Source organism: Micromonospora sp. LOL_021 (assembly GCF_048060215.1).
Lineage (GTDB): Bacteria > Actinomycetota > Actinomycetes > Mycobacteriales > Micromonosporaceae > Micromonospora_E.
In genome coordinates this window covers 1-22,439 of record NZ_JBHMIN010000035.1, presented here as the reverse complement: position 1 = coordinate 22,439, position 22,439 = coordinate 1, and the positions used below count along the sequence as shown (strand labels likewise).

19 protein-coding genes are annotated in these 22,439 nt (G+C 70.9%); 12 read left to right on the top strand and 7 right to left on the bottom strand.

Annotated features, from left to right (window positions below):
- Nucleotides 1-84 precede the first annotated feature (84 nt).
- The 3 genes from gltB to ACFHWT_RS21260 all read left to right on the top strand — a co-directional run bounded on the left by gltB (nucleotide 85) and on the right by ACFHWT_RS21260 (nucleotide 7,321).
- A complete protein-coding gene (gene gltB / locus ACFHWT_RS21270) occupies nucleotides 85-4,704 on the top strand; it encodes a glutamate synthase large subunit (RefSeq protein ID WP_416596423.1) in 4,620 nt (1,539 codons plus the stop codon).
- Entirely contained in the window at nucleotides 4,697-6,265 is a 1,569-nt protein-coding gene (locus tag ACFHWT_RS21265; RefSeq protein WP_282231398.1) for a glutamate synthase subunit beta, read from the top strand. The genes gltB and ACFHWT_RS21265 overlap by 8 nt, the downstream gene beginning before the upstream one ends.
- A gap of 249 nt (nucleotides 6,266-6,514) precedes the next feature.
- Nucleotides 6,515-7,321, top strand: a complete 807-nt coding sequence (locus tag ACFHWT_RS21260) for an SGNH/GDSL hydrolase family protein (protein ID WP_416596422.1) — start codon at nucleotides 6,515-6,517, stop codon at nucleotides 7,319-7,321.
- A gap of 79 nt (nucleotides 7,322-7,400) precedes the next feature.
- Here the strand turns inward: ACFHWT_RS21260 and ACFHWT_RS21255 are convergent, their stop codons facing one another.
- Nucleotides 7,401-8,180: a hypothetical protein gene (locus ACFHWT_RS21255; RefSeq protein ID WP_416596421.1), complete on the bottom strand. Its 780-nt coding sequence runs from the start codon at nucleotides 8,178-8,180 to the stop codon at nucleotides 7,401-7,403.
- Nucleotides 8,181-8,425: 245 nt separating this feature from the next.
- On the opposite strand from ACFHWT_RS21255, the gene ACFHWT_RS21250 reads away from it, so the two are divergent.
- Nucleotides 8,426-9,109, top strand: a complete 684-nt coding sequence (locus ACFHWT_RS21250; RefSeq protein WP_416596420.1) for a S1 family peptidase — start codon at nucleotides 8,426-8,428, stop codon at nucleotides 9,107-9,109.
- A 168-nt stretch (nucleotides 9,110-9,277) separates the two neighbouring features.
- Here ACFHWT_RS21250 and ACFHWT_RS21245 read toward each other — a convergent pair whose 3' ends face one another.
- Entirely contained in the window at nucleotides 9,278-9,877 is a 600-nt protein-coding gene (locus tag ACFHWT_RS21245) for a hypothetical protein (RefSeq protein WP_416596419.1), read from the bottom strand.
- A 9-nt stretch (nucleotides 9,878-9,886) separates the two neighbouring features.
- The gene (locus tag ACFHWT_RS21240; RefSeq protein ID WP_416596418.1) at nucleotides 9,887-10,897 is read right to left on the bottom strand and encodes a papain-like cysteine protease family protein; all 1,011 of its coding nucleotides are present in this window, start codon (nucleotides 10,895-10,897) and stop codon (nucleotides 9,887-9,889) included.
- A 484-nt stretch (nucleotides 10,898-11,381) separates the two neighbouring features.
- Between ACFHWT_RS21240 and ACFHWT_RS21235 the strand changes: the two genes are divergently transcribed.
- The 4 genes from ACFHWT_RS21235 (at nucleotide 11,382) to ACFHWT_RS21220 (ending at nucleotide 17,033) form a co-directional block, all read left to right on the top strand.
- Complete coding sequence (locus tag ACFHWT_RS21235) at nucleotides 11,382-13,955, top strand: FtsK/SpoIIIE domain-containing protein (protein ID WP_416596417.1); 2,574 nt, start codon at nucleotides 11,382-11,384, stop codon at nucleotides 13,953-13,955.
- 5 nt (nucleotides 13,956-13,960) lie between these two features.
- Complete coding sequence (locus ACFHWT_RS21230) at nucleotides 13,961-14,929, top strand: hypothetical protein (protein ID WP_416596416.1); 969 nt, start codon at nucleotides 13,961-13,963, stop codon at nucleotides 14,927-14,929.
- Between the two features lie 146 nt (nucleotides 14,930-15,075).
- Complete coding sequence (locus ACFHWT_RS21225) at nucleotides 15,076-15,630, top strand: Uma2 family endonuclease (RefSeq protein WP_416596415.1); 555 nt, start codon at nucleotides 15,076-15,078, stop codon at nucleotides 15,628-15,630.
- A 77-nt stretch (nucleotides 15,631-15,707) separates the two neighbouring features.
- Entirely contained in the window at nucleotides 15,708-17,033 is a 1,326-nt protein-coding gene (locus ACFHWT_RS21220; protein ID WP_416596414.1) for an ATP-dependent 6-phosphofructokinase, read from the top strand.
- Between the two features lie 62 nt (nucleotides 17,034-17,095).
- Here ACFHWT_RS21220 and ACFHWT_RS21215 read toward each other — a convergent pair whose 3' ends face one another.
- Nucleotides 17,096-18,166 (bottom strand): hypothetical protein, encoded by a 1,071-nt coding sequence (locus ACFHWT_RS21215; protein WP_416596413.1) that lies wholly within the window; start codon nucleotides 18,164-18,166, stop codon nucleotides 17,096-17,098.
- Nucleotides 18,167-18,360: 194 nt separating this feature from the next.
- Between ACFHWT_RS21215 and ACFHWT_RS21210 the strand changes: the two genes are divergently transcribed.
- Nucleotides 18,361-18,684, top strand: a complete 324-nt coding sequence (locus ACFHWT_RS21210; protein ID WP_353850380.1) for a DMT family transporter — start codon at nucleotides 18,361-18,363, stop codon at nucleotides 18,682-18,684.
- Nucleotides 18,681-19,376 (top strand): TetR/AcrR family transcriptional regulator, encoded by a 696-nt coding sequence (locus ACFHWT_RS21205; protein ID WP_416596412.1) that lies wholly within the window; start codon nucleotides 18,681-18,683, stop codon nucleotides 19,374-19,376. Before ACFHWT_RS21210 ends, ACFHWT_RS21205 begins: the two co-directional genes overlap by 4 nt.
- Here ACFHWT_RS21205 and ACFHWT_RS21200 read toward each other — a convergent pair.
- From ACFHWT_RS21200 to ACFHWT_RS21190, 3 genes are read right to left on the bottom strand one after another with little or no spacing between them, the layout of a single operon-like run.
- Nucleotides 19,348-19,836 carry a hypothetical protein gene (locus ACFHWT_RS21200; RefSeq protein WP_416596411.1) on the bottom strand — a complete coding sequence of 163 codons (489 nt, stop codon included), beginning with the start codon at nucleotides 19,834-19,836 and terminating at the stop codon, nucleotides 19,348-19,350. The genes ACFHWT_RS21205 and ACFHWT_RS21200 overlap by 29 nt on opposite strands.
- Complete coding sequence (locus tag ACFHWT_RS21195; protein ID WP_416596410.1) at nucleotides 19,833-20,621, bottom strand: hypothetical protein; 789 nt, start codon at nucleotides 20,619-20,621, stop codon at nucleotides 19,833-19,835. The genes ACFHWT_RS21200 and ACFHWT_RS21195 overlap by 4 nt, the downstream gene beginning before the upstream one ends.
- Nucleotides 20,618-20,959 (bottom strand): hypothetical protein, encoded by a 342-nt coding sequence (locus ACFHWT_RS21190; RefSeq protein WP_416596409.1) that lies wholly within the window; start codon nucleotides 20,957-20,959, stop codon nucleotides 20,618-20,620. Before ACFHWT_RS21190 ends, ACFHWT_RS21195 begins: the two co-directional genes overlap by 4 nt.
- A gap of 260 nt (nucleotides 20,960-21,219) precedes the next feature.
- On the opposite strand from ACFHWT_RS21190, the gene ACFHWT_RS21185 reads away from it, so the two are divergent.
- Together ACFHWT_RS21185 and ACFHWT_RS21180 are read left to right on the top strand one after the other, a co-directional pair.
- Entirely contained in the window at nucleotides 21,220-21,453 is a 234-nt protein-coding gene (locus ACFHWT_RS21185) for a winged helix-turn-helix domain-containing protein (RefSeq protein WP_416596408.1), read from the top strand.
- Between the two features lie 761 nt (nucleotides 21,454-22,214).
- Nucleotides 22,215-22,406, top strand: a complete 192-nt coding sequence (locus tag ACFHWT_RS21180; protein ID WP_416596407.1) for a hypothetical protein — start codon at nucleotides 22,215-22,217, stop codon at nucleotides 22,404-22,406.
- Nucleotides 22,407-22,439 lie beyond the last annotated feature (33 nt).

Genomic DNA, 22,439 nt, shown 5'->3' with positions numbered 1-22,439 from the left:
GGCCCCTCACGTAGACTCAGAAAACTCTCCAGGGCCGACGTCGTCCCGAAATCTGTTCATGCGCGAGTGACGACAGGAGGCCCGGTGGTTCTTCCGTACCCGCAGGGACCGCACCCCTGCCCGCCGCAGGCATCCCAGCCGCCGGCGCAGGGTCTCTACGACCCCGCCCACGAGCACGACGCGTGTGGTGTCTCTTTCGTGGCGGACCTCAACGGCCGCCGTTCGCACGACGTGGTGGCCAAGGGCCTGGCCGCGCTGTGCCGGCTCGACCACCGTGGTGCGCGGGGTGCGGAGCAGAACACCGGTGACGGCGCCGGCATCATGATCCAGGTCCCGGACGCGTTCCTGCGGGCCGTCGTCGACTTCGACCTGCCGCCGGCCGGGCAGTACGCCACCGGCCTGGTGTTCCTGCCCGCCGACCCGGCCGACGAGGCCCGGGTCCGTCGGATCGTCGAGAAGTACGCCCTGGTCGAGGGCGCCGACGTGCTCGGCTGGCGGGACGTGCCGGTGCAGCCGGACGGGCTCGGTGAGACCGCCGACGCCGCCCGCCCCCGGATCGCACAGCTCTTCCTGTCCGCGCACCGACTGACCGACTCCGCGGCCGGCCCGGCCGGCACCCCGTTGGCCGGGCTGGACCTGGACCGGGTGGCGTTCTGCGTACGCAAGCAGGCCGAGCGGGAGAGCGCCGAGCGCGGCGTGACCGCCTACTTCCCGTCGCTGTCCGGCCGGACCATGGTCTACAAGGGCATGCTCACCCCCGACCAGCTGCCCGAGTTCTACCCCGACCTGCGCGACGAGCGGGTGGCCAGCGCGATCGCCCTGGTACACTCCCGGTTCTCCACCAACACGTTCCCGTCCTGGCCGCTGTCGCACCCGTACCGGTTCATCGCGCACAACGGCGAGATCAACACGATCCGGGGCAACAAGAACTGGATGAACGCCCGCGAGGCGCTGCTCGCCACGCCGGACATCCCCGGCAACATCCGCCGGCTGTTCCCGGTCTGCACCCCGCAGGCGTCCGACTCGGCCAACTTCGACGAGGTCCTCGAACTGCTGCACCTGGCCGGACGCAGCCTGCCGCACGCCGTCCTGATGATGATTCCGGAGGCCTGGGAGAACGACCCCGGGATGGAGCCGGCGAAGCGGGACTTCTACCGCTTCCACGCCAGCCTGATGGAGCCGTGGGACGGCCCGGCCTCGGTCGCCTTCACCGACGGTGAGCTGGTCGGCGCGGTGCTGGACCGCAACGGGCTGCGGCCGGGCCGCTGGTGGCGCACCAGCGACGGCCTGGTGGTGCTGGGCAGCGAAGCCGGCGTGCTCGACCTCGACCCGGCGACCGTGGTCGCCAAGGGCCGGCTGCGGCCGGGCCGGATGTTTCTGGTCGACACCGCCGCCGGACGCATCGTCGAAGACGAGGAGATCAAAGCCGAGCTGGCTGCCGCCCACCCGTACGGCGACTGGCTGCACGCCGGCCTGATCGACCTGCGGGACCTGCCGGAGCGGGACCACATCGTCTACGCGCACGACTCGGTGCAACGCCGCCAGCAGACGTTCGGCTACACCGAGGAGGAGTTGAAGATCCTGATCGCGCCGATGGCCCGCAAGGGCATCGAGCCGATCGGGTCGATGGGCACCGACACCCCGATCTCGCCGCTGTCCACCCGGCCCCGGCTGCTGTTCGACTACTTCCACCAGCTGTTCGCCCAGGTCACCAACCCACCGCTGGACGCCATCCGGGAGGAGATGGTGACCAGCCTGCAGTCCACCATCGGCCCGGAGGCCAACCTGCTCGACCCGGGTCCGGCGTCCTGCCGGCAGATCGTGCTGCCGTACCCGATCATCGACAACGACGAGCTGGCCAAGATCCTGTCCATCGACGAGGACGGCGACCTGCCCGGCTTCAAGGCGGTCCGGGTCTCCGGCCTGTACCCGCTGCGCGACGGCGCCGGCGGCATCAAGGCCCGGCTCACCGAGATCTGCCGGCACGTGTCGGAGGCGATCGAGGACGGTGTACGGATCTTCGTGCTGTCGGACCGGGACTCGACCGTCGACCTGGCGCCGATCCCGTCGCTGCTGCTCACCGCCGCCGTGCACCAGCATCTGGTCCGCGAGCAGACCCGCACCCAGGTGGCGCTGCTGGTCGAGTCCGGTGACTGCCGCGAGGTGCACCACGCCGCCGTGCTGATCGGCTACGGCGCCGCCGCGGTCAACCCGTACCTGGCCTTCGAGTCGGTCGAGGACCTGATCGCCACCGGTGCGCTGGCCGGCATCACCTCCACCGAGGCGATCCGCAACTACGTCAAGGCGCTCGGCAAGGGCGTGCTCAAGATCATGTCGAAGATGGGCATCTCGACGGTCTCCTCGTACTGCGGGGCCCAGGTCTTCGAAGCGGTCGGCCTGGACCCCCGGCTCGTCGAGCGCTACTTCGCCGGCACCCCGGGCACGGTCGGTGGGGTCGGGCTGTCCGGCATCCACGCCGAGGTCGCCGCCCGGCACGCCCGCGCGTACCCGTCGAACAGCGCCGAACGCTCGCACCGCCGCCTCGACGTCGGCGGCGAGTACCAGTGGCGGCGCGAAGGCGAACTGCACCTGTTCAACCCGGAGACGGTGTTCCTACTGCAGCACGCCACCCGCTCCGGGCAGTACGACGTGTTCCGCCGCTACACCGCCACCGTCGACGGCCTGGCCGCCGAGGCCGGCTCGCTGCGCGGGCTGTTCACCCTGCGCGACGGAGTCCGCGAGCCGGTGCCGATCGACGAGGTCGAGCCGGCCAGCGAGATCGTCAAGCGGTTCTCCACCGGTGCCATGAGCTACGGCTCGATCTCCGCCGAGTCGCACGAGACCCTCGCCATCGCGATGAACCGCCTCGGCGGGCGGTCCAACACCGGCGAGGGCGGCGAGGACGTCGACCGGCTCTACGACCCGACCCGCCGCTCGGCGGTCAAGCAGATCGCCTCCGGCCGGTTCGGCGTGACCAGCGAGTACCTGGTCAACGCCGACGACCTGCAGATCAAGATGGCGCAGGGGGCCAAGCCGGGTGAGGGCGGCCAGCTGCCCGGCAACAAGGTGTGGCCGTGGATCGCCAAGACCCGCCACGCCACCCCCGGCGTCGGGCTGATCTCCCCGCCGCCGCACCACGACATCTACTCGATCGAGGACCTCGCCCAGCTGGTGCACGACCTCAAGTGCGTCAACCCGGTCGCTCGGGTGCACGTCAAGCTGGTCAGCGAGATCGGCGTCGGCACCGTCGCCGCCGGTGTCGCCAAACTCAAGGCCGACGTCATCCTGATCTCCGGGCACGACGGCGGCACCGGCGCGTCCCCGCTGAACTCGCTCAAGCACGCCGGCACCCCGTGGGAGCTGGGCCTGGCCGAGACCCAGCAGACGCTGCTGCTGAACAAGCTGCGCGACCGGGTCACCGTCCAGGTCGACGGCCAGCTCAAGACCGGCCGCGACGTGCTGATCGCGGCGCTGCTCGGCGCCGAGGAGTACGGCTTCGCCACCGCTCCGCTGATCGTCTCCGGCTGCGTGATGATGCGCGTCTGTCACCTGGACACCTGCCCGGTCGGCATCGCCACCCAGAACCCGGTGCTGCGGGAACGCTTCACCGGCAAGCCGGAGTTCGTGGAGAACTTCTTCCTGTTCCTCGCCGAGGAGGTCCGCGGCTACCTGGCCGAGCTGGGCTTCCGGTCGATCGACGAGGCGATCGGCCGGGCCGATCTGCTGGACACCACGCCGGCCGTGGAACACTGGAAGGCCAAGGGCCTGGACCTGTCCGCCGTGCTGCACGTGCCGGCGCTGCCCGCCGGGGCGGCGCTGCGCGGCGTCCGCGCCCAGGACCACGGACTGGACAAGGCGCTGGACAACGAGCTGATCACCCTGGCCGGGCCGGCGTTGACCGAGCGGACCCCGGTGCGGGCGTCGGTGCCGGTACGCAACGAGCACCGCAGCGTCGGGGCGATGCTCGGCGGTGAGGTGACCCGCCGGGTCGGCGGGGCCGGGCTGCCCGACGACACCATCGAGTTCACCCTGACCGGCACCGCCGGGCAGTCGTTCGGCGCGTTCCTGCCGCGCGGGGTGACGCTGCGGCTGGTCGGCGACGCCAACGACTACGTCGGCAAGGGCCTGTCCGGCGGCCGGTTGATCGTGCGTCCGGACCCGGCGGCCCCGTTCGCCGCGCCCGGTGGCGCCGGCGCCGAGGAGCAGATCATCGCCGGCAACACCATCCTGTACGGGGCGACCGCCGGTGAACTGTTCCTGCGCGGGCGGGTCGGCGAACGGTTCGCGGTGCGTAACTCCGGTGCGGTCACCGTCGTCGAGGGCGTCGGCGACCACGGCTGCGAGTACATGACCGGCGGTACGGTCGTCGTGCTCGGCCCGACCGGGCGCAACTTCGCCGCCGGCATGTCCGGCGGTACGGCGTACCTGTGGCGCCTCGACGAGAACCTGGTCAACCGGGAGCTGGTGGATCTGGAGCCGGTGACCGCCGACGCCGAGCCGATGCTGCGGGAGCTGGTCGAGCGGCACTTCGCCGAGACCGACTCGGCGGTCGCCGAGGCGCTGCTCAAGCGCTGGCCGGAGGCGGTGGAGGAGTTCACCGTGGTGGTCCCGCGCGACTACCGCCGGGTGTTGGAGACGATGAGGGCCGCCGAAGCCGCCGGCCGTGACGTGGATGAGGCCGTCATGGAGGTGGCTCGTGCCTGACCCGACCGGATTCCTGCGGATCGACCGGCGGCTGCCGCACCGCCGCCCCGTGCCGGTGCGGATCATGGACTGGCGGGAGGTCTACCCGCCGGCCACCGACGAGCTGATCCGCGAGCAGGCGACCCGCTGCATGGACTGCGGCATCCCGTTCTGCCACGACGGCTGCCCGCTGGGCAACCGGATCCCGGACTGGAACGACCTGGTCCGCACCGGTGGCTGGGCGGCGGCGATCGAGTCGCTGCACGCCACCAACAACTTCCCGGAGTTCACCGGCCGGCTCTGCCCGGCGCCGTGCGAGGCGGCCTGCGTGCTGGGTATCGCCGGCGGCGCGCCGGTCACCATCAAGCAGGTCGAGGTGGAGATCATCAACCGGGCGGTCGGCGCCGGCCTGGTCACCCCGCATCCGGTGCCGGAGCCGTCCGGCCGGCGGGTCGCGGTGGTCGGCTCCGGTCCGGCCGGGCTGGCCGCCGCCCAGCAGCTGGCCCGCGCCGGGCACGCGGTCACCGTCTTCGAGCGTGACGACGCCATCGGCGGCCTGATGCGGTACGGCATCCCCGACTTCAAACTGGAGAAGGAGCACATCGACCTGCGGTTGGCCCAGTTGGCGGCCGAGGGTGTGCAGTTCCGCACCGGGGTGAACGTCGGCGTCGACGTGACCGCCGAGCAGCTGCGCGCCGACCACGACGCGGTGCTGCTGGCCTGCGGGGCGCTGGCCGGCCGGGACACCCCGGCGACGCCGGGCCGGGCGCTGCGCGGGGTGCATCTGGCGATGGAGCACCTGGTCGAGTCGAACCGGGTGGTGGCGGCCGCGGCGGCGCACGCCCGCACGGCCGAGGCGGCCGGGGTGGTGGCCGTCGAGCCGCCGTCCGACGCCGGGTCGTCGCACGTGGACGGCGTACCGGTGGACCGGCCGGCGATCGACGCGGCCGGCCGGCATGTGGTGATCATCGGCGGTGGTGACACCGCCGCCGACTGCCTCGGGGTGGCGCACCGGCAGGGTGCGGCCGGGGTGTACCAGCTGGACCTCTACCCGGAGCCGCCGAGCGCCCGCGACGAGGCCCGGGATCCGTGGCCGACCTGGCCGTGGGTGCTGCGCGAGTACCCGGCGCACGAGGAGGGCGGCGAGCGGGTCTTCGCCGTCGCGGTGCAGGAGTTCGTCGACGACGGCACCGGCGCGGTACGGGCGGTCCGCATCGCCGAGGTGACAGTGACCAAGCGTGACGGCGAGCGGATCCTGACCGTGGTGCCGGGCACCGAGCGGGAACTGCCGGCGGACCTGGTGCTGCTGGCGATCGGCTTCGAGGGCACCGAGCAGCAGCCGTTGCTGGAGCAGCTGCGGCTGGTCCGTAACCGGCGCGGGGCGATCGACTCCGACGGTGACTGGCAGACCGCCACCAAGGGGGTCTTCGTCGCCGGTGACATGCACCGGGGGGCGTCGTTGATCGTGTGGGCGATCGCCGAGGGACGAGCGGCGGCGGCCGCCATCCACTCGTACCTCGGTGGGGTGGGGGAGTTGCCGGCACCGGTGGTGCCGACGGCGCAGCCACTCGCCGCCCGCTGACCCGGCGCTGCCCGTTGCTGGCACGGACGGTTACTCTGCGTGGTCCGGCCCAGGGCACACCCGCTCGACAGCCTTGATGCCACAGGTGCATCTTGATGCACCTGTGGCATCACGCTGGAACAGTACAGGTGCCGGCACCTCTTCCGGGGATGCAGATGTTTCGATAGCATTACCGGCTAGTAACAACCGTTACTCCCCACGGCCACGCGCGCGGCCACGAGGATCCCCCCATCCTTGTGAGGTCCGTCCATGCCCCTTCGTCCCCTGGCCCGCGCCGCCGTCGCGCTGGCCGTCACCCTCGGCGCCACCGGCGTCGGCGTAGGCGCGGCCACCGCTCCGGCGCACGCCGCACCCGCCGCCGTGCACTATGTCGCCCTCGGCGACTCGTTCTCCTCCGGCGTCGGCGCCGGCCCCTACGAGACAACCTGCCTGCGCAGCGACCGCTCGTACGCGCCGCTGTGGGCGGCCGCCAACGCGCCGGCGAGCTTCCGCTTCGTCGCCTGCGGCGGTGCGGTCACCGACGACGTGCTCGACAACCAACTGTCCGCGCTCGACGCCGGCACCACGATGGTCACCATCACCATCGGCGGCAACGACGCCGGATTCGCCGACGTCGTGCTGAGCTGCCGGCTGGGCAGCGAGTCCTCCTGCGCCAGCGCGGTCGACCGGGCCGAACGGTTCGCCACCACCGAACTGCCCGGCCGGCTGGACGCCACCTACGCCGCTATCCGGCAGCGGGCACCGAACGCGCAGCTGATCGTGCTCGGCTACCCGCGCCTGTTCGATGAGGTCCGCTACTGCGGCCTGTTCAGCATGAGCCTGACCAAGCGGTCCATCATCAACGACGCGGCGGACCTGCTGGCCGACGTCACTGCCGCCCGTGCGTCGGCTGCCGGGGCCACCTTCGTGGACACCCGGGACCAGTTCGCCGGGCACGGTGTCTGCGCCGGCAGTCCGTGGATCAACGACTTCTCCGCGTTGATCGCCGCGTACCACCCGAACGCCGCCGGCTACCGCGACGGCTACCTGGCCGCGCTCAACACGGTCACCGGTTGACAGACGGTGCCGCCCGCCTGACGGCGTCGCGTACCTGGCGGTCCGGTCCCCGCCCGCACCACGGGGACCGGGCCGCCCGTCACGTGGCCGCCTGGTCCCGGTCGCTGTCGCCACCGCCACCGCGGTCGTCGCCGGGAGTCGGCCGGTTGCTGAGGAAGTAGGCACCGAGCGCGCCAGCCAGGGTGCCGAAGACGACGACCGAGTACGCGGCCAGAATCAGCTCCATGCCTTGGGCGAACGGGTCCCGCGCAGCCATCCGCTGACCGGTGATCGTGGTAAGCGTGACGTCGTGCAGCGCCTGTGCGTAGCTCGGATAGGAGCCGGAGACCACGAGCAGTTGGCCGGCGGCGAGGATGAGGCTCACCGTCACCGCGAAGAGCCAGGCGAGACGGTCGGTGAGCAACCGGCCGGCGGAGCGTGAACCCCGTACGGCTGCGGTGATCGCCGCACCGGCGCGGGCCGTCCGCAAGGCCAACGCCACCCGGGCGAACCGCAGCACCGGAACGGCCAGGAATAGCAACTGCCACCAGTTGCGCCGCCAGAACCGGCCCGGGTGATGCCGGCCCAACCAGGCCCGCAGCGAGAACTCGGCGACGAAGACCACCCACAACGCCCAGCTGGCCGCGCCCAGCACGGCGGCCGTCGGCGGATGGGTGGTGACGAACTGGCCGATCACCAGCAGCAGGAACAGCACACCGAGGACACCGAGCGGCTTGTCGAGGCGGTCGGCGAGCCGGCGCAACATCGTGTCGCGTTCCGTGTCGTCGCGCTCGGTCTCGTCGTGCTCCGTATGGTCGCGGTTGCCGTGCCCGGTCTCCCTGCCGTCGGCGTCAGCGCCGTCATTGTCGCCAGGTCGCATCGATCGCACTTCCGACGGTGGTCGGGACACTCCGATTACGGATACTAGGCGCATTTCGGGCTCGGCGCCGGCACTACCGTCCGCGGCGGGGTTGTCGACCATGCCGGTCGGGTCCCCCGGCCGGCTGCTGTTTATGCAAGCGAATGCGCCTTGTCTGTCGATATCGTCAGCGATAAGATCCTCGCCGGGGAGCTTTGATGAGTGCGACGCCAGGGCTGGGTGTCCGCTCAGTGAGGAGCACCATTTTGCGTCTCCGTCAACTATTGGCAGTGGCCGTGACGGCACTCGTCGGCGCTGTCACGACTCCGTCGACAGCCGCTGCCGCACCGCAGCAGATCATCGGTGGCGACACCGTCTTGTCGGCGCCCTGGGCAGCCGCTGTCTACAGCGACGGCTCGTTCAGATGCTCCGGCTCGATGATCGCCTCCCGCTGGGTGCTCACCGCCGAGCACTGCATCGGCGGCTCGATGTCGGTACGGGTCGGCAGTGTCCATCACGCCACCGGCGGCCAGGTGAGCACGGTCAGCGTGACCTACTCCCAGTACGGATACCTATACGACGTCGGGCTGCTGTATCTCAGCACACCGATCAGCACCACGTACGTCACGCTCGCCACCAGCGACCCGCCGGTCGGCTCGACCAACACCATCTACGGCTGGGGCCGTACCTGCCTCAACTGTCACCTGTCGCCGCAGCTCAAAACAGCCTCGGTGCAGGTGGTGTCGGTGCGGGGCCGGGACGCGTACGAGGGACCGGCGCTGCGCAGCTCCCCGGTGACCGGCATCGCCTGGCAGGGGGACTCGGGCGGTCCGCAGTTCTACAACGGACAACAGGTCGGTGTCTGCTCGAACTCCAACGGGTCGAGCTCGCAGAACTACTCCTCGGTCGCTGCCAGCCGCGACTGGATCACCTCGATCACCGGCGTCTGACCGTCGGGCAGCTGACTGCCACGGCGGAGGTGGTCCGGTCTCCGATGGGGCGGGGACCGGACCACCTCGACCTCCGTTGTCGACGGCGAGACGGACGGAGCGTCCTTCGCGCCGCAGCTGTCCATTACAGGGCTGCGGCCAGGGACGACCAGGCGTTACTCGGCGTAGTCAGGAACCAGGTATCGTCCCAGGTGCCTCGGACGGATCGGGGGGAAGCATGGTTCGGGCCTTTTCCGTCAGGTCACTCAGGAACTCGTCTGCCGGCACCACTCGATCTTCCTTCCCGACCGGCGAGGGCTCCAACGGAATGATCAGGTCCCGCCGGGGAAGGTGCAGCCACAACGCCATCACGTACAGGGCTGGCACCCGCAGTAGACGTAGCTCGTACCGGCCGGTCCTGAGCGTGGCCAGTTTGAGGACACCCTTGAGCGCCTTGTTGGTCGACGCGACGAACGGTCCCTCGGTGAACTGCGACATCTGCTCGGTACCGTCCGGCGCGGAAGCAGTCTCGGCGCTGGCGATGGGTTGTCCAGCTTCCTCGATCAGGTACCGCCAGCCTACCGGCTGCGCGCTGTCGAGCCCATTACCAGCGATAATGTCGTCGAGGCCCAGCACATAGATCTGGTGCGGGTTGGACAACTCGAGCTGATCTTTGCGGGCGTTGCGCAGCGCCTTGGTGGAGAACTTGGAGGCGTCGGCGAACGTGCGCATCCTCGACCGAATCCGGTCGCGCACGCCGCTCGGTGGCTCGGGCATTTCGAGTGGCATGTCGATCTCCTAGCGCTGGGTCTTGTAACTGACGTTCCAGGTTCCGCTTCCCTGGTACGCGTTGCGGAAGGTGTTGTACGACACGTCAGAGTCCCCGTACCACGGGTCTGCCACGCTGACGTATTCCTCTCCATCGAGGAAAAAGCGTCCGCGGATCGCCAGGATATGCCCGCCTCCGCCTCGCCAGGAGGTATTCAATCCGATCGGGGCCGCGCTGGCCATCTCGGCTCCGATCTCGGCGGGGGTCAAGGCACGGTTTTCGCGTTGGCGCAGGACGCCGACCCGCTGCAACGCCGTGTCCGGCCACCGACCCTGGTTGCCGGGCGACACGACGCCGGGTGGCACGCAGCAGTCGTTTCGCTCGAGCTCCGCGTTGGCGAGGGTGCACTGGGTCCAGTCGGTGTTCGGGTCGTAGTAGGCCGCGAGGCTCACGGTGGCCGCCGACCAGCACCACATGTTCTGCTCCTGGCGCTGCATGGCGAAGTCGAGTCGCTGATCGATCATCGAGATGACGAACGTCTCGTGGACCCCGCCGTTAGCGTTGAACTGGCAGTTGACGCGCCCGCCGCCGTTGTCGGTGGAGGTGGTCACGCCGGTGCCGTTCATCCGGAGAAACACGTTTGGGGTGAGGGTGGACTCGAACGAGAACGCGTCGCCCGCGTGGGGGTGGAGCCGGAACCTCTCGGCGGAACCGCCGTTGGCGTTGAACTGCGCGTTGACCAGTCCGCCACCGTCTGCGGTCTGTGCCGTCACGCCCCGGCTGTCCATTCGAAGCCACACGTTCGGAAAGGCGGCCGACTCGAACGAGTACGTGCCGTCGGCCTGTCGGCGAATCTTGAACCTTTCGTAGGGTCCGGGCGTCTCGGCGCTGAACTGGCAGTTCACCAGTCCGCCACCGTTCGCGGTCTGTGAGGTGACCCCTCGACCATCAAGGCGGAGATAGACGTTCGGGAAAGCTGTCGATCGAATCGTGATCGGGGTCTCGTCGATCACGGCAAGATCGGCCGCTGACAAGGGCATGAGTGTCTCCTATCCGTGTTGCGATGCCGAAGAGGCTCTCGTCGGCGCAACTCATGGCAAGGCGTCATAACTATAGATCACCTCGCGATTACCGCAAGTGTCCGGAGCGCGACTGTTGAGGGGTTGACAAACGAGGGTTTGAAACAATGCTACGGTTGTTAACCGTTCCGCTTTTTCGGTGTTCAGAAGGCAAGTTGTGATGTGCTGGGCGATCGTACGAATTGCCGCCAAAGGCCGGCCAGTGTCCGGCTCGTTGCGGTCGATCGCCAGGCGACGCCGTACGACGCGACCAGGCCACGCGATGCCTCGCGTCACGACACCCGCCGGCTCGACCGGCCAGCGCATCGCCGTACCGGCCCGGGTCGGCGACCCACAGCCGATTCGGATAGTGTTTTCCCGACTACCCGAGGGCAGGTGGGGTGCGGGTGAACGATCGATGCGGGGCACTGGCGCAGGCAGGCGGGGCACTGCTGAGGACGGTGGGATGAGCTTCGGTGCCGCGTACCGTCGGGCGGTCGCCGCCCACCGGCGGGCCGTGACCCATCTGACCACCGCGCGATCGGCCATCGCGGACAGCCCGGCACCACCGCCGCCGGATCTCGGCGACGTCACCGAACGGCTGCGCCACGTCGGCGAAACCCTCACCACCGGCGCGACCAGCGCCACCCAGGACCTGGCCGTCGGCCCGGCACCGGTGCGGGTCGGAATGGCACGGCCGGTCGGGCTGGCCGGCACTGGCGACCCGGTCGAATTCCCGGCGCTGGTGCCGCTCGGCGCCGGCACCCACCTGGCCATCGACGCCGATGCCCGCCAGCCACGGATCGCCGCCCTGCTGCGCAGCCTGGTCGTACGGCTGCTCGCCGCCGCCCCACCCGGCACGGTACGGGTGGCCGCGCTGGACACCACCTCGATGGGCGCCACCTTCCTGCCGCTGCGCCCGCTGGTCGAAGCCGGCGTGCTGGCGGCACCGGCCGCCACCGACGCCGAAGCCAAGGAACGCCTCGACGACGCCGACCAGCACGTACGCGCCGCCCAGGCCCGCACCGGCGGGCAGCCGGGGGAGCTACTGGTGGTGGTCGCTGCGGCGCTGCCGGACAGCCGCGCCGAACTGATGCGCCTCGCCGCGCTCACCCACGCCGGCACCACCGCCCGGGTCTGCGTGATCGTCGCCGGCTACCCGCCGACCGGCACCGGAGCGCAGCCGCCGATGCTCGGCCCGACCACCCAGCTGCGACTCGACGGCAACCGGGGCTGGGTCGGCGACCCGCCCGGCCAGCCGTTCAGCTCCGACGGCAGCGGGCTGGCCGCACCGGTCGCCCTCGACGGCGACCCGCCGGCCCGGGTCGTGCAGGCCCTCGCCGACCGGCTCGGCGAGATTCACCGGCGCGGCTCCGCACTCGACTTCGCCGACCTGCTGCCGCCCCGGATCTGGACCGAGACCGCCGGTGCCGGCCTGCACACCGTCGTCGGCCGGGCCGGGCGGGAGCCGGCGATCCTCGCCTTCGACGACGTCACCCCGCACTGGCTGGTCGGTGGGCGCACCGGCTCCGGCAAGACCGTCTTCCTACTCGACCTGCTGTACGGCCTGGCCGCCCGCTACCCACCCGACGAGCTGGCGCTCTACCTGCTCGACTTCAAGGAAGGCGTCAGCTTCACCGAGTTCGTGCCGACCGGCCGGGACCCGTCGTGGATCCCGCACGCCCGCGCCGTCGGCATCGAGTCCGACCGGGAGTACGGCGTCGCCGTGCTGCGCGAACTGCGCCGCGAGCTGAACCGGCGGGCGGCGGCGATGAAACGCCACGGCGTGACGAAGCTCGCCGACCTGCCCCGTGACGGTGCCCCGACGCCGCGTACCGTCGCCGTGATCGACGAGTTCCACGTGCTGTTCGACGGCAACGACTCGGTCGCCCGGGAGGCCGCCGCCCTGCTGGAGGAGCTGGCCCGCAAAGGCCGGTCGTACGGCGTACACCTGGTGCTGGCCAGCCAGAGCATGTCCGGCATCGAAGCCCTGTACGGCAAGACCGACTCGATCTTCGGCCAGTTTCCGCTGCGGGTGGCGCTGCCCGGCGGCAACGGGGTCCTCGACCCGCTCAACCACACCGCCGGTGGGCTGCCGGTCGGGCAGGCGATCGTCAACGCCTCGGCCGGCATCGCCGGTGCCAACACGGTCGTCCGGTTCCCGGACGCGCACGGCGGGGCCCGGCGGATCGCCGCGCTGCGCCACGAGCTGTGGCAGGCCCGCGCCGCCGGCTCCCGGCCACCGGCGATCTTCAAGGGGTACGAGGCGGCGCACCTCGACGGCGACCCGACGTACCGCTCACTGGCCCCCGGCGGGCGGCGCCCCCTCGCCCTGGTCGGCCGGCAGGTCGACGTGGATCTGACGTCGGCGGTGTTCCCGCTGGACGCCACCCCGGGCCGGCACCTCGCCGTGGTCGGCACCACCGGCCACTCAGCCGACGTGCTGCACGCCGCCACGGTCAGCCTGGCCCGGCAGGAGCCGGCCGGCCACGCCCGGTTCCTGTTCGCCCCGCTGGTCGCCTCCGCCGACGAGGTCGCCGATGAAACCGCTGAGGCGCTGCACGCCCTCGGGCACTCGATCACCCGGCTGACCGCCGCCGAGCTGCGCGAGGAGCTGCGCCGACTGGCCAACCCGGACACCGCCGCGTCGGCCGACGGCGGCCGGACGTACCTGGTGGTGTTCGGGATGGACGCCGCCGCCGGGGTGCTCGGCGCGAAGGACGACATGTTCAAATCCGGGCTGGACGACCTGCAGGTGGTGCTGCGTCAGGGTCCCGGCCACGGCGTACACCTGCTGGGTTGGTGGCGTGGGCTGCGCCGGCTCGCCGACGACCTGGGCGGCTCGCACAACCGCGACGACCTGGCCTGCCTGGTGGCGATGAACGTGCCCGGCGGTGAGCTGGGCTCCTACCTGGGCACCCACGACCTGGCGTACCGGCTGCGGCAGAACCGGGCGCTGCTGATCGACCGGCACGACCAGCGGACCCGGCTGATCGTGCCGTTCGCGTTGCCCGGCCGCGAGCTGGACGAGGAGGGCTGAGCGCGGTGAGCGACGGGTTCGACGAGTACGCCGCCCTGGCCCGGCACCTGCACGACCTGCACCGCACCGGGCAGGCCGGCTCGGCACAGCACCAGACGCGCCGGCAGCGGCTCACCGGCTACGCCGACCAGCTCGGCCAGCGGCTGTACGCCCAGTGGCAGCGGCTGGCGGCGATCGCCCAGGCCGCCGGTGTGCCGGCCCCGCCCGCGCCGCCGCCGATCGCCGCGACCGCGGCTGGCGGCTCCGCACCGGGCCAGCGACAGTCCGGCGGGTACGGCGCCTCGCCGGCCGGTGTCCCGTGGCCACCGCCCCCACCGTCCCCACCGGGGCGGGCGATGCCAGGTCAGGCGATGCCGGGGCCGGTCGGGCTTCCTCCGCCGCCACGCCGCCCCGAGCTGGCCACCGGCGAACAACCGGTGCCGCTGCCTGCCGGGGCTGTCGGGCCGTCCGGGCAGGCCGGGCAGGTGCAGCCGTACGGCGTCGGCGCGGGCGCGACCGGCCCGGTCTCGGCCGCCCCGGTCTCCGGCGACCCGGCAGCGGCAGGCGGGTTCCCACCGGATCCGGAGCAGGAGCTGGAGGCGGCCCGCCGGCAGCTCGACGAGGCCGACGCCGCCGCCACCGAGGCGGAGCAGGCCGCCGGCCGCCCGCCGCTGCTGCCTGGCTGGTCACCGCTGGCCCGGGCGGTCACCGTCTACCTGGGGTTCGCCGCCGTCGTTGCCGCGCTGCAGTTCGCCATCTTCCTGAACCCGTTCGCCGCTACTGTCGACGTCAGCACCAAGTTCATCTGGTCCTGCACCGGCTTCCCGGCGACCGGCTTCTTCGCCGCGTACTTTGTGATCAGCAAGTGGGGGCGGTCCCGGTTGGAGACCGACGGCGGCCCCCGGTTCCCGAAGCTGGGTTTCCTGATCAGCTTCGCCGGTGCCGCCGCCTCGATGCTCCTGCTGCTGGTCTTCCTCCAACTCGACGAGTTCTGAGGCGATTCGGTCTTGGATCTGCACTAATTGCACCACCGTATCCGAGGTTTTGGATAGGTATCGAACATCCAGAGCCTTGCGGTCAGCCTGCAACCGCGACGCGCTGCGCCGGTCAGTGTCCTCGGGTGGTTGGTAGGATCGGCACCATGACCGAGCCCGTGCTCGCCTACCGATGGAGCCAGAGCGAGTTTCTGCGCGCCTCGGAAGCGGGGGCGTTCGACCACCGGGTGGAGCTCGTCGAAGGAGAAATCTGGCCCGTGGTGATCGGATCATGGCACGGTGACACGGTCGGTCAGTTGCTGGCGATGCTGCCGCGAGACGGGGTGCGGGTGACGACCGCGACCCTGCCGACCGGGGAGTCGCTTCCCGACCCGGACTGCTGGGTGCGTCGCGTCGACGCTGGTCCGATCGGGATGGTCGGGTCGCGGTTGTCGGTCTGGGACGCCGTCGACGTGTTGCTCGTGGTCGAGGTCGCCGACGAGACGATGATCCAGGATCTCAACGTCAAGACCAGGCTGTACGGCCAGGCGGGCTACCCGGTCTACTGGGTGGTCACCCAGCGGGCAATCTATGAGCACACGGGGCCGATCTCGTCCGGTTACCGGACTCGGGTCGAGTACCTCCCCGGGGAGCGCATCCCGGTCCCGTACGCCGGCATCGAGCTTGCCGTCGACGACCTGATCGCTCCGCCCGCCGGCTGATCTGATCGCTGTGGTCCGACCGGCCGACGGTCCAGTTCGGTAACGCTGCTGAAAACTACGGCCGGGACCATGGGTGGATGGCCGACGAGCCGGTGCGACTGGAGATCCGGACGCTGGGCGGGTGCCTGTTCGACTCACCGCTCGCCCGACTGCTGCTCGGGCGCAACACCAGCTGGCACTACGTCGACGAGTCCGACCGGGTGCTGCTCGACGACACCGTCGGGATGCTCACCGACCGGGGCCTGCCCATCGACGAGCTGCCCAGCCTGGAGCCGGGCGGACCGCGACAGAAGATCTTTTTCGAGCCGGCCCGGACCCGGGTCGGGATCGTCACCTGCGGTGGGCTCTGCCCTGGCCTGAACAACGTCATCCGGGCCCTGGTGCTGGAGTTGACCGCCGGCTACGGGGTGCGGCAGATCGTCGGCTTCCGCAACGGCTATCAGGGGCTGGTCGCCCGGCACGGCCATCCGGTGGTGCCGTTGACCCCGGCCGTCGTCGACCGGATCGACGAGTACGGCGGCACGATCCTCGGTACGTCGCGGGGCAACCAGGATCCGGAGGAGATCGCCGACACCCTCGACGAGCTCGGCATCGACATCCTGTTCGTGATCGGTGGCGACGGTTCGATGCGCGGCGCGTCGAGGATCACCGAGGTGCTCGCCCGGCGGGGCCGGCCGGTCGCCGTCGTCGGGGTGCCGAAGACGATCGACAACGACATCCCGTACATCGATCAGAGCTTTGGTTTTCAGACGGCCGTCGCGCACGCCACCGAGGTGATCCGGGCCGCGCACGTGGAAGCCACCGCGTTCCCCGGCGGCATCGGGCTCGTACAGCTGATGGGCCGGCATTCGGGTTTCATCGCCTGCTATGCGGCGCTGGCCACCCACGACGCCGATTTCGTCCTGGTGCCCGAGGTGCCGTTCGCCCTGGACGGCCCGGGTGGCTTCCTGGCGCATCTGCGCCGGCGGGTCGCCGACCGGGGGCACGCGACGGTCGTCGCCGCCGAGGGCGCCGGCCAGGAGCATCTGGCCGGCGAACCCGCCGGCCACGACGCCTCCGGCAATCTGCGGCTGCACGATTTCGGCCGCTACCTGCGGCAGCGGATCGTCGAGGACTTCGCCGACGCCGGGCGCGAGGCGAGTGTGAAGTACATCGACCCGAGCTACACGATCCGTGGGGTGCCGGCGAACCCGTACGACAGTGTCTACTGTATTCGGTTGGCGCACGCGGCGGTGCACGCGGCGATGGCGGGCCGGACCGACCTGGTGGTGGGTCGGTGGCGGGGCAGGTTCGTGCATGTGCCGATGCCGCTGGCGGTGAGCACCCGCAACCAGGTCGACCCGTACGGCGATCTGTGGTTGTCGGTCCTGGAGGCCACCGGTCAGCCGCCGCTGCTCACCTGATCGCCTGATCGGGCGGCCGAGTCGGCCGCCCGTTCAAGTCGAGGATGCTCACCAGCAGCGGTTCACCACCACTGGCGTACGGTCACGGTCGCGGCCCCGCCGTTGTCGCTGAGGTTGTTGTCGTTGATCGTGACCTGGAACCTGCCGCCTACCTGCCCGGCGGCTTCGTACAGCAGGCACGGCGAGGTCGACGGGGTGCCGACGATCGGGAACCAGCTGCCGGCCTCGTACCATCCGCGTCCGCTGACGAAGGTCGCGCCGGCCGTCACCGAGCCGATCAGTGAGTAGGGAGGCTCGCCGGGCGCCGGGTAGCCGGGTACGGCGTGCTGCCAGGAGTACCCGTGCACCGGCTTGACGTTGCCCCAGAAGTCGGTCCTGATCTCCCCGGTCGCGTCGACGCGCAGGGCGTCGCCGTTCTCCAGGCCATGCGCCGCCAACCAGGGGGTCACGTGGTTGCCGGCGGCGGACCAGGGGTCGGACGTGTGGTTCGGCGTGGTCATGGGCGGCTGGCATCTCCGCAGGGTCGACGACTCCGGGGGCAGCAGGTAGCCGGTTTCGCGGCGGTACAGGCCCCAACCGGCTGCGGGCGAGCTGTAACCCGTGACCCGGTTCCACGTCGCCGGGGCAGCATTGTCCTCGGTCGCCGGGTTCCAGTAGCTGTAGAAGGCCATCCCGCCGCCGGCCGGTAGCGCGATCGGCACGTACCCCTCGATCCGGAACAGCGTGTACTCGTGGCCGGATGTCTTGCGGTCGCCGACGTTGCCGGCCCAGTTGGGGTCGGTGGTGAGGAAGTTGTCCGCGCGGTCGGGGCTCCACCAGTGGTAGAGCGGGGTGGTGCCGGCCGGCCGGGGGTTGTCGGGGTTGAAGACGTGCCCCTGGATGCCGACGCTGTGGTAGAGCGGGTCGGGCGTGCAGCCGGTGAGGCGGAAGTACTTGCAGGTCCACGCCGACTGGCTGGTGGTGAAGTAGTCGCCCCGGGCGGGGCTGAAGAAGGTGACGAGCGGGACCAGGGTGGGGCCGCCGGCGGTGGCCGGTGGCGCCACGAGGATCACCGCACCCGCCGTCGCGATCACTCCGGTGACGATCCCGGCGGCCAGCAGGCTCCGGATTCGGGCTAACGCAGTGGTGAACATCGATCATCCTCGTGGGGCTGAAGGTGGCGAAACCAGGCACAGTCCAGCACCGGATCCCGGAGGTTGGCGTGAGTAGCGCGCCGCTCAAATCGGTGCGGCGGCTACTCACCCGGTGGTCGGCCGGGGACATCCGCTGCCGGCCCACCCCGTTTCTTGTACGCTTGTACATGTACGTGTGTACAAGAACGGAGACGATCATGGCGTACGTGTTCCTCGCTGCCGCGATCACCGCCGAGGTGATCGGGACGAGCCTGCTCAAGTCGACCCACGGGTTCACCCGGCTGTGGCCGACGCTCGCCCTGGTCGCGGCGTACGTCACCGCGTTCGCCTGCCTCGCCCAGGCGGTGAAGACGATCCCGGTCGGTGTCGCGTACGCGCTGTGGGCCGGGCTCGGCACGGCGGCCATCGCCGCGATCGGCGCGACGTTCCTGGGCGAGCCGTTGACTCTGGCGAAGGTGACCGGGATCGGGCTGGTCATCGCTGGTGTGGTGGTGCTCAACCTGGGCGGTGCCCATTGACCGCCGACCCGGGTAGCGCGGCCAGCAGCCCGGACCGCCGTCCGGCCAGCAGCCCGGCTCACGGCTCGGCCAGCGGCCGGGACCGGCGTCCGGTGCGGCCCCGGGATCCGGAGGGTCGCCGCCGGGCGCTGGCCGCCGCCACCCTGGAGGTGGTCGCCGAGGTCGGCATCGGGCGGACCACCCACCGGGCGGTCGCCGCCCGCGCCGGTGTCCCGCTCGGGGCGACCACCTACTACTTTCCGACCCTGGCCGACCTGATTGTGGCCGGGCTGCGGCAGGCCCAGACGGACGTCGAGGCCGAGTTGCGCCGCTGGGCCGAGCAGCTCGGCGACGGCACCGACCTGCCGGCCCGGCTCACCGGGCTGATCGGGGAGTACCTGGCCGACCGGGGCCGGGCGCTGACCGAGCTGGAGCTCTACCTGGCCGCAGCCCGCAGCCCCGAGCTGCGGCCACTGGCCCGCGCCTGGCGGGACCGTCTCTGCGAGATCCTGACGCCGCTGACCGGCGACCGCGCGGCGTACGCGGTCGCCGTCTTCGTCGACGGTGTCCTGCTGCAACACTTCGCCATCGGTGAGCCGCTGGACACCGCCGCCGTCGAGTCGTCGATCGCCGCTCTGGTCAGGTCGGATCAGTCGGCTGCTGCTCGTGGCCGTCGGGCTGCTGCTAGTCGGCCGGCTGCCCGTCCGGGGTGACGGCGGCCGGCCCGTCCGGAGTGACGGCGGCCGGCTGGTCGTCCGGCTCGGCGGCGATCATCGTGGTGGTGTCGTCGATCAGGTCGGCCAGGCCGGCCGGGCTGAGTCCTTCGTCGGTGACGAGGGCGACGACCAGCAGTGTCTGTGTGGTGATGGTCTCGGCGGTGGCGGGCAGGGTGTCGTGCTGGCCGAGGGCGGCGTACATCAGGGTTTCCGCCACGGTCGGGTCGATGGCGGTGCCGGCCGGGTCGAAGCGTTCCCGGACGCTGGCGACGAAGCGGATCACCGCGGCCGGTTCGCCGGGCCGGAAGCGTCGGTCCACGGTGAGCACGAACAGCCCGCTGAGCAGGTCGAGGTATTCCTGCCACTGGTCGTCGTCGAAGCGGGCGAGTTGGCGTTCGTGTGCGCCGGTCTGCCCGGCGACCAGGTAGGTCAGGGCGGCGGTGGGTGCGCTGGTCACCGGCTCCTCCAGGTGCGGAAGGCGTCTTCCCAGATGTGGTGGCGGACGAGCTGCCAGAAGGTGCGGAACCTGACGTGGTGCCGGCCGGCGGCGACCAGCGACGCGGCGGTACGGGCGGCGAGGCCGCGTACCTCGGTTGGTGGCTGATGCCCGGCGGACCCGGCACCGTCGCCGGGCGGATCGCCGTCGTCGGTGTCGGCGGCGGCGGGTGGGGTGCCGGTGAGTGGGCGTCGGGCGGCGAGCCGGCGCAGTCGCTGCTGCGGGTCGTAGCCGTTGGCGAGGGCGTTGAAGTAGCGGTCGAGGGCACCGGTGCCGACGCCGAGGCTGCCGCCGAGCTGGTCGAGGCGGGCCAGGGCGGTGCGCAGCCGGGCGGCGGCGGCCTGGGCGTACGGGTCGTCGCTGCGGGCCAGGCGGTCGGCGGCGGCCAGCACCCGGGGTCGGGCGTCGCCGGTGGTGCCGGCGGCGTGGGTTGCGTGCTCGCGGGCGATCCGCAGGCCGCGCATGATGGTGGCGACGCCGACCGGGCGGCTGCCCGGCAGCTGCGGCCGGGCGACGGCGACGGCATCGAAGACTTCGCCGTACGCCTCCCACGCCTGGTGCAGGGCTTCCTCGTAGCGGTCGACGGCGAGCCGGGCGTCCGGGGCGAGGGTGTGGGCGTCGCCGAGCTGTTCGGTGACGTGGGTGACGGCGGTCTCCAGGGCCAGGCAGACCGCCCGCAGCGCGCCGATCGTGTCGGCGGCGACCTGCAGGGCTGCGGCGTCGGCGGCGTACTCCCGGGTGCTCATGCCGACCTGCTCAGCCAGGAGAACCGGGGCCGGTCCGGGGCGTCGGCGACCCGGCCGGGGTCGAGCAGGGTCGCGCCGGGCCGGCGGAACGGCAGCCGGTGGTACCGGTGCATCGTCGCTTCGGCTTCGGCCAGGTCCGCGCACGGTCCGGGCCGTCCACAGCCGAGACAACAGCCGGTGTACGCCGAGGTGGTGTGACTGTCGATGGTGCGTTGCGCCTCGACGACGCGAGCGCGGGCGTACCGGGTGTAGTAGGTCGCGGAACGCTGGTCGCCGGCCGGGCGCAGCCGGGTGGGTGGTGGTGGGACGGTCGGGGTGGGGCGGGGGTCGGGTGTCACCGGACGTTGCCTCCCGTACGCGTGGAGATGGCACCCGCCGCGGGTCGACTGTTGTCGCAGGTGGCGGGCAGGTTGACGCACCCGGCCGACCGACAGGCGGCGCCGGCCGACCGGGCTTCTTGCGGGAAAACCAGCTCCGGTTGCTGACCAGGGAGCCGATCGATCGGAGCCTACGATAGCAGGCTATCGCAGTCAAGCTATCACTTGCGATCGTAGGTGCCGAGGTGATCAAATGGCGGTGCTGACCAGGGAGTACCGCCATGCCACCGAACGCCAAGTGGGTAGGTCTCGCCGCCCACATCCGCAAGCAGATCGAGACAGGCGAGCTGCCGCCGGGAGCGAAGCTACCGTCCACCTCGCAGCTCTGTGCCGAGCACGACGTGTCGGCGATCGTCGTCCGCAACGCGATGATCGCGCTCAAAGCCGAGGGCTTGGTCGTCGGCGTACCCGGTGTCGGCGTCTTCGTCGTCGACCCGAACGAGGCACAGGGCTGAACCCCTGCTCGTGGCAAGGTAGACGTTCGACGCCTGGTGGCTCGGCAAATTGGACGACCGCTAGTCCTCAGGTCTTGCCCAGGCACTGCGACTTCCGCTCAAATCGACATTTTTGTACGTGATCCTGAATTTTGTTGTGAATCAGGCGGATTTTGATGTTTTCGCTGTGGGTGCCGGTGCGACGTCGGGCTGTCAAGCTTGCGGCGAGGACAGTTCGCGTATCGCCTCTCCAGTTGCGGGCCGGCGCTGGGCCGCGGGGTTCCGTATGGACGCGAGCGCATCGGCGGTCCGGAGCGTGGTGATCGCTCGGTGCCTGGTGCCGAACGTACGTGCTGGATGCGTGTGCGTCACGCCGCTGTCCAATGTCGATCAAGGGTGGCAATCAGGACGAGCGGCGAGCGGTCGATAGACGGCGGCGCTCTCGGGACCACCGTCGTGTATGGTGTTCCGGTCGAGACCTCGTGGTCTCGACCACGCACCGCTTCGGTGGACTGGAAATCTGGGCGTATCAGCACCTTGAGCTGCGACGTTGTGCAACTGATCGGCACCGCCTACAAGGCGGCTAACCCGGCACCGAAGGTGTTGGCGGACCGATCATCGCCCCGGACGGACAGCAACACCGAGCCGGCCCGGTGCCAGCCGGAGACATGATCCGGCTCGGCTACGGATTGGATGCCCGCCCCGTGGGGCGGCGGCGGGGTCGAGACGACCGTCTCGGCCTTCGGCTTCGGCCGCGCGCGTGTGCCTGAAAGGCCGGCCACGTGACCACGCAGAAACCCTCCAAACAGCTTCACGGCTCGTCTCCGGCGACCGCTCGCACCGATGAGGACGCGTTCCCCGCGCCGAAGCACCGCCCGGCGGAGGCAGTGAAGCCCGCTGCCGCGAAACTGTTGGCCCCGATCCGGGCCACGATGCAGAAGAACCCTGAGGTCTATTCACAGGCGATCCTGTAGAAGTGCAGCCCGATGACACAGGAGATCGTTTCC